The sequence below is a fragment of the Dietzia sp. CW19 genome (assembly GCF_014145265.1).
In the GTDB taxonomy this organism is placed as follows: Bacteria; Actinomycetota; Actinomycetes; order Mycobacteriales; family Mycobacteriaceae; genus Dietzia; species Dietzia natronolimnaea.
Window position 1 is genome coordinate 1 of sequence record NZ_JAALEE010000075.1, and the last position, 5902, is coordinate 5902.

At 69.7% G+C, this 5902-nt stretch carries 8 protein-coding genes; 4 read left to right on the top strand and 4 right to left on the bottom strand.

Features of this window, described 5'->3' with window-relative positions; all coding sequences use genetic code 11:
- Positions 1–20 precede the first annotated feature (20 nt).
- Positions 21–488, bottom strand: coding sequence for a hypothetical protein (locus G6021_RS02750; RefSeq protein ID WP_182609367.1), 468 nt, complete (start codon positions 486–488; stop codon positions 21–23).
- Positions 489–652: 164 nt separating this feature from the next.
- On the opposite strand from G6021_RS02750, the gene G6021_RS02755 reads away from it, so the two are divergent.
- A complete protein-coding gene (locus G6021_RS02755) occupies positions 653–1723 on the top strand; it encodes an aromatic acid exporter family protein (RefSeq protein WP_182609368.1) in 1071 nt (356 codons plus the stop codon).
- A 5-nt stretch (positions 1724–1728) separates the two neighbouring features.
- Here G6021_RS02755 and G6021_RS02760 read toward each other — a convergent pair whose 3' ends face one another.
- Together G6021_RS02760 and G6021_RS02765 are read right to left on the bottom strand one after the other, a co-directional pair.
- A complete protein-coding gene (locus G6021_RS02760) occupies positions 1729–2178 on the bottom strand; it encodes an MmcQ/YjbR family DNA-binding protein (RefSeq protein WP_179523644.1) in 450 nt (149 codons plus the stop codon).
- 2 nt (positions 2179–2180) lie between these two features.
- Positions 2181–3071 carry a cation diffusion facilitator family transporter gene (locus tag G6021_RS02765; RefSeq protein ID WP_179523645.1) on the bottom strand — a complete coding sequence of 297 codons (891 nt, stop codon included), beginning with the start codon at positions 3069–3071 and terminating at the stop codon, positions 2181–2183.
- Between the two features lie 73 nt (positions 3072–3144).
- Here G6021_RS02765 and G6021_RS02770 point away from each other — a divergent pair, with 73 nt between their 5' ends.
- Genes G6021_RS02770 through G6021_RS02780 form a run of 3 tightly spaced genes read left to right on the top strand, consistent with a single transcriptional unit; the run spans position 3145 to position 5638 of the window.
- Positions 3145–3579 carry an NfeD family protein gene (locus G6021_RS02770; RefSeq protein WP_179523646.1) on the top strand — a complete coding sequence of 145 codons (435 nt, stop codon included), beginning with the start codon at positions 3145–3147 and terminating at the stop codon, positions 3577–3579.
- Between the two features lie 51 nt (positions 3580–3630).
- The gene (locus G6021_RS02775; RefSeq protein ID WP_179523647.1) at positions 3631–4938 is read left to right on the top strand and encodes an SPFH domain-containing protein; all 1308 of its coding nucleotides are present in this window, start codon (positions 3631–3633) and stop codon (positions 4936–4938) included.
- Between the two features lie 55 nt (positions 4939–4993).
- The gene (locus G6021_RS02780; RefSeq protein WP_179523648.1) at positions 4994–5638 is read left to right on the top strand and encodes a TetR/AcrR family transcriptional regulator; all 645 of its coding nucleotides are present in this window, start codon (positions 4994–4996) and stop codon (positions 5636–5638) included.
- A 9-nt stretch (positions 5639–5647) separates the two neighbouring features.
- Here the strand turns inward: G6021_RS02780 and G6021_RS02785 are convergent.
- The coding region (locus G6021_RS02785) for a DUF1731 domain-containing protein (RefSeq protein ID WP_182640626.1) at positions 5648–5902 on the bottom strand (255 nt) is incomplete at its 5' end.

Consider the following 5902-nt stretch of genomic DNA (forward strand, 5'->3'; position numbering starts at 1 on the left):
GCCATTACTGACCCATGCTCCTAGGCCAGGAACTGACCGTCGACGAATCCCGCCAGCAGGACCGCGAACCCGCCCATCTCCCCCACGATGAGTGCCAGCATCCCGACCCGCAGCATGGTCGACGGGTGTTCGAATTGGTTGGTCGTGTCCCGCAGCGCGCCGTGGACGATGTAGCTGGCGATCGCCACCACGAAGAAGAACACCAGGACCCCCGCCGCCGCGAGGTTCACCCACGTGGGCCAGCTGCTCAGCTCCACGAACGCGGCGATGAGCAGGATCGCGAAGGAGTAGAGCAGGGCCGCCCGGTGCGCGATGTCGACGTAGGGGTGCGCGAGGTGGTCCGCGCTCGTGGCCATCTGCCGGTACTTCCACACCCCCAGCCCCAGGGCCAGCAGGAAGACCAGTCCGGCGGCGAGCAGCGCGAGCCGCGTGTCGAGGCCGAGATCGACCGTCACCGCCGACAGGGTGGGGGAACTGAGCGGGTCCATGGGTCCTTCCGGGGACGCTGAGCGATACGGCTGACTCGAGTACCCACCGACCCTAGGGCAGAGTCGGGCACCGCACCGGGTCACCTCGCCCGACGGTCACCTCGCCCGACGGTCGCCGGGCCCGGGATTGTCGTCACGTCGGGCCACCCACGAGAATGCTGCGTATGCCACGACTCCGAGAACTCGCGGGCCGGCCCGACGTCAGGACCGACCTGCTGCAGATCGTCAAGAGCATGATCGCCGCCACGGCCGCGTGGTGGCTCTCCGCGCACGTCCTGGACTCGCCGTTGCCGTTCCTGGCGCCGTGGACCGCCCTGCTCACCGTGCACGCCACCGTCCACAGGTCGCTCTCCCGGGGAGTGCAGACGACGGTGGCGTCCGCGATCGGCGTCGGCCTGTCCTTCCTCATCGGGTTCTACCTGGGCGTCAACGTGTGGACCTTCGCCCTGGCGATGTTCGTGGGTCTGGCCGGCGCCCGGATCACCTGGATCCGGGACGAGGGCGTCGCGATCGCCACCACCGCGGTGTTCGTGCTCTCCAGCGGGTTCTCCGACCAACAGCCCCTGCTCCTCGACCGCATCATCGAGGTCGCCGTCGGGGTGGGGATCGGCGTGCTGGTCAATCTCCTGATCATCCCTCCGATGCGGGATCAACAGGCGGCCAGCCACGTGGACCGCATCGACCGCCGGATCGGGGACATCCTCATCAACATGTCCGACGAGTTCTCCACCTCCTGGGAGACCGACGCCGCCGACGCGTGGAGACGCGAGATCGAGTCGCTGTCCGACGAGGTCGAGACCGCGTGGGGAACGGTGCACTTCGCCCGCGAGAGCCGCCGCTCGAATCCCCGCCTGGCCCGCCAGCGCCTCGGCCGCGGACAGCCTGCCGGCGAGGGGGTCGACTACGAGGAGGTGCTGGGTCGCGTCGACGAGGCCGTCTCGCACTTGAGGCACCTCATCCGCACTCTCCACGAGGCCACCTATGCGGAGGGGCCGTGGGACGAGCGCTTCCGCAGCGAGTGGGCCTCGATCGCTCGAGACGCCGGCCACGCGATAGCCGATCCCGATGCCGAGATGGCGTCCATCCACGACCGCCTGGTCGGGTTGACGCACGCCATGGCCGAGGACGGCCGACTGCCCCGGGACTCCTGGCCGGTCTACGGCTCGTTGCTGACCAGCATGTTCCACATCGCCGTGCTGATCGACGACGTCGCCTCGGAGCGGGAGGTCCGGTAAGGGGCCTAGCGCTCCCCCCGGCCGGCCTCCCGCTGTTCGGCGTCCAGGCGGGCGACCCTCCGGGCCCCGGCGAGTTGCCGATAGGAGGACTCGACCAACTCGGCGACCTCGTCCCAGTCCACGGAGCCCGGATCGCCCGCCCCGTGTTCCCCGGGCCGGTCCAGTGGCAGCGCCCGCCATCCCCGGACGCCGACGTAGGCGGGCACCACGATGCGCGGGTCCTGCTCGAGGGCCGGCAGGTCCTCGGGGTCCGGGAGGAACAGCAGGGCGCGGGCGAGCAGGGGATCCGCGTGGTCCCCCTTGACCGTTCCGCCGTAGGAGGCGAAGACCTTGGTGGTGTACCAGTTCGGCCGCCCGTGCGAGATCTTCTCCGCGGCGTCGGGGAGCGCCAGGCAGATCCGACGCAACCGGGCGAGCAGCGGATCGGAGTCGTCGAACATGATCGGGTGGCCCATGACTACAGCCTCACGTCGTTGTAGGCGCGCTCGTCCTCGATCGGCTCCAGGTGGGTGGTGATGTGGGAGTGCGGGAGCGCGGCGTGGATCTCCTGCTCGACCTTCTCCACCAGATCGTGACCCCGCTCGACACTCCAGTCGCCGGGGACGAGCGCGTGGAACTCGACGAACCGCCACCGGCCGGACTCGCGGGTCCGCAACTCGTGGAAGTCGACCCGACCCGGCTGCCGGTGCCTGTCCAGTACCTCCTGGATCGCCCTGTTGTCCTGCTCGGGGAGTGTCGCGTCCATCAGCCCCATCCCGGACTCGTGGACGAGCCTGTACCCGATGAACAGGATGTTCAGCCCCACCGCGATCGCGACGACCGGATCGAGGAACTCCCAGCCGGTGATCCACACCAGGGTCACCCCGACCACGACGCCGACCGAGGTGACGACGTCGGTGATCAGGTGTTTCCCGTCGGCTTTCAGGGTCGGCGACCGGTGTCGGACCCCGGCCCGGATGAGCAACGTCCCCACGATTCCGTTGATCACGGCCGCCACGACGGAGATCGCGAGGCCCAGTCCGAGGGACTCGATCGGCACGGGGTTGATGAGTCGCTCGACACCCGTGTAGAGGATGAAGGTCGCGGCCACGAAGATCATCGCGCCCTCGACCACGGCCGAGAAGTACTCGGCCTTGGAGTGGCCGTACTGGTGGTCGTCGTCGGCCGGGCGCTCGGCGACGGTGATGGCGATGAGCGCGACCACCGCGGCCACCAGGTTGACCACCGACTCGGCCGCGTCGGCGAGCAGGCCGACAGATCCGGTCACCCACCAGGCCACCATCTTGAGCGAGATGGTGACGATCGACGTGGCCACCGACAGCCACGCGAACTTCTTGAGAGTCGACACGTCATGTGAGCGTAGTCCGCTCGTGGGACGACGTCCCCCCTGCCGAACGCCGGATGTCGGTAGGGTCGTGGACATGCATGTAGGACTTGCCTGGCTCGCAGTTGCGGTGTTGCTCGCCGCCGGTGAGGCGGCGGGCGGGGAGTTGTTCCTGATCATGCTCGCCGGGGGTGCACTCGGCGGGGCCGCCGCGGCCGCGCTCGGCGCGCCGGTCTGGGGGCAGGCCCTGGCGTTCGCCCTCGTCTCGATCATCCTCGTCGCGGGGGTACGACCCCTCGTGCGCCGGCGCCTCCTGTCCGCGCTCCCCGAGCACGACACCAACACGGCCGCGCTGACCGGACGCGACGGCACCGTGGTCGAGGCGATCGGGCCGGCCGGCGGCCTCGTGCAGATCGCGGGGGACACCTGGACGGCGCGCCCGCTCATCGAGGGCGAGACGTTCGACGCGGGGGACAAGGTCCTCGTGCATGAGATCGAAGGGGCCACCGCGATCGTCGTGCGTGGCATCTAGAGAGCGCGAGTCCGACACACAGCCGACAGCACGACACAACAGGAGGAAACCATGGGTGGCTTGATCTTCCTTGCCGTCATCGTCATATTGATCGCCTCGGTGGTGGTGAGCTCGGTGAAGCTCATCCCGCAGGCGGAGGCCGCGGTCATCGAGCGGCTCGGCCGCTATCAGCGCACGGTGAGTGGTCAGCTCACCCTGATCATCCCGTTCATCGACCGGGTCCGCGCGAAGGTGGACCTGCGCGAGCGGGTGGTCACCTTCCCGCCCCAGTCCATGATCACCGAGGACAACCTCACGCTGAACATCGACACGGTCGTCTTCTTCCAGGTCACCGACCCCAAGGCCGCGGTCTACGAGATCAACAACTACATCGTCGCCGTCGAGCAGTTGGCCACCACCACGCTCCGCAACGTCGTCGGTGGGCTCACGCTCGAGCAGACGCTCACCAGCCGCGACATGATCAACAAGCAGCTCCGTGGGGTGCTGGACTCCGAGACCGGCCGCTGGGGCCTGCGCGTGGCCCGTGTCGAGCTGCGGTCCATCGACCCGCCGCTGTCGATCCAGGAGTCGATGGAGAAGCAGATGAAGGCCGATCGCGAGAAGCGCGCGACGATCCTCACCGCCGAGGGACAGCGCGAGGCCGCCATCACCACCGCCCAGGGCGCCAAGCAGGCCTCCATCCTCGACGCCGAGGGCAACAAGCAGGCCTCGATCCTCAACGCGGAGGCCGACCGGCAGTCGCGCATGCTCCGTGCCCAGGGTGAGCGGGCCGCCCGCTACCTCGTGGCGGAGGGCCAGGCGGCCGCCATCGCCCGCGTCAACGCGGCCGTCAAGGCCTCCAAGCCCACGCCGGAGATGCTGGCCTACCAGTACGTCCAGAACCTGCCGGAGATGGCCAAGGGCGACGCGGCCACGATGTGGATGATCCCCTCGCAGTTCGGGGACTCGCTGGAGAACTTCGCCAAGGCCGTGGCCAAGAAGGACGACGACGGGGTGTTCCGCTACGAGCCGCCCGCCACCGATGACGACGCGGATCTGCCGTCGGCCCCCGAGCACTGGTTCGACACCTCGACGGACCCGGAGATCGCCCGGTCCGTCGCGGCCGCCGAGGCCGCCGCGGAGGGGGCGTCGTCGTCCGCGACCGCCACGGAGAAGCCGAAGTCCAAGCCCAAGCCCGGGGTCTTCGACATGGTCCCCTCGTCCGAGGGCGGGATCGCCCCGGACGACACCCCCGCCCTCTCGGGCCCGCAGGGGGCACAGCCGGGGCAGCCCGCCGGCATCGACCCCGGCGTGGATCTCGAGCAGGGCCTGCAGCAGGGCGCATACCCGGTCGACGAGGCCGGCCGGGACCGTCCCTGACCCGATCCGGCCGGGTCGCGGGCGCCGCCACGACCACTGGAAGTAACATGCCCGTGTGGCACGTAACAGTGGACGCGGTGGCGCCCAGCCACCCGATGCCGAGGACATCCGTCTGATCGAGGCGGCGGCCTCGGTGTTCGCGGAACGCGGTATCAAGGGCGCGAGCACCGACGACATCGCCAGAGCGGCCGGGGTGACGCGGGTGACGTTGTACCGCCGGCTCGGTCCGCGCGAGCAGATCCTCCGCGCGCTGTACGCCCATGAGGCGCAGCGACTGATGATGTCGGTCAACGCGCGGTTCACCCCGTTCGAGTCCCTCGAGTGGGATCCGGTCCGGCACGTCGAGGACCTGCTCGTCGGTACGGTCTTCGACATCCGTAGGAGCGAACTGCTCCAGCGCCTCGTCGAGGTGGACAAGGTCGAGGCCATGGCGATGCTCGCCGGTCAGTCCGACTCGGTTCTGGGCGCGATCACCGGGATCGTCGCGGAGTTCATCCGGAGCACCTGGAACGCCGACGTCCACACCCGACCGATGGACGCGGACGAGTTCGACACGCTGTCCCGCGAGGTCGGCAGTGTCGTGGGCCGCTTCCTGCACTCCATCGCCGTGATGCCGGACGGCCCGCCCGTCCTGGAGACCGAGGACGAGATCCGGGCGCTGGCGCGGCGGGTGCTGGTCCCGATGATCCTGCAGCGCTGAGGCAGTGCCTCAGAGCGCCGCGGGCACCTTCTCCCCGCCCAGTTCATGGGCCAGCGCAGCCCTGAGCCCGGGGTAGCGGAACGGGTGGTCGACCGCGCGCAGGAGCGCCGGGTCGACCCTCTGGTCGGCCAGCGCCAGCTCGTCCGCCCCGCGGCTGCCCAGGACCAGGCCGGGCGCGAAACCGGGGACCGGGACCACGGTCGGACGGTGGAGCACCGAGCCCAGGACGCGGGTGAACCGCGCGTTGGTGACCGGTTCCGGAGC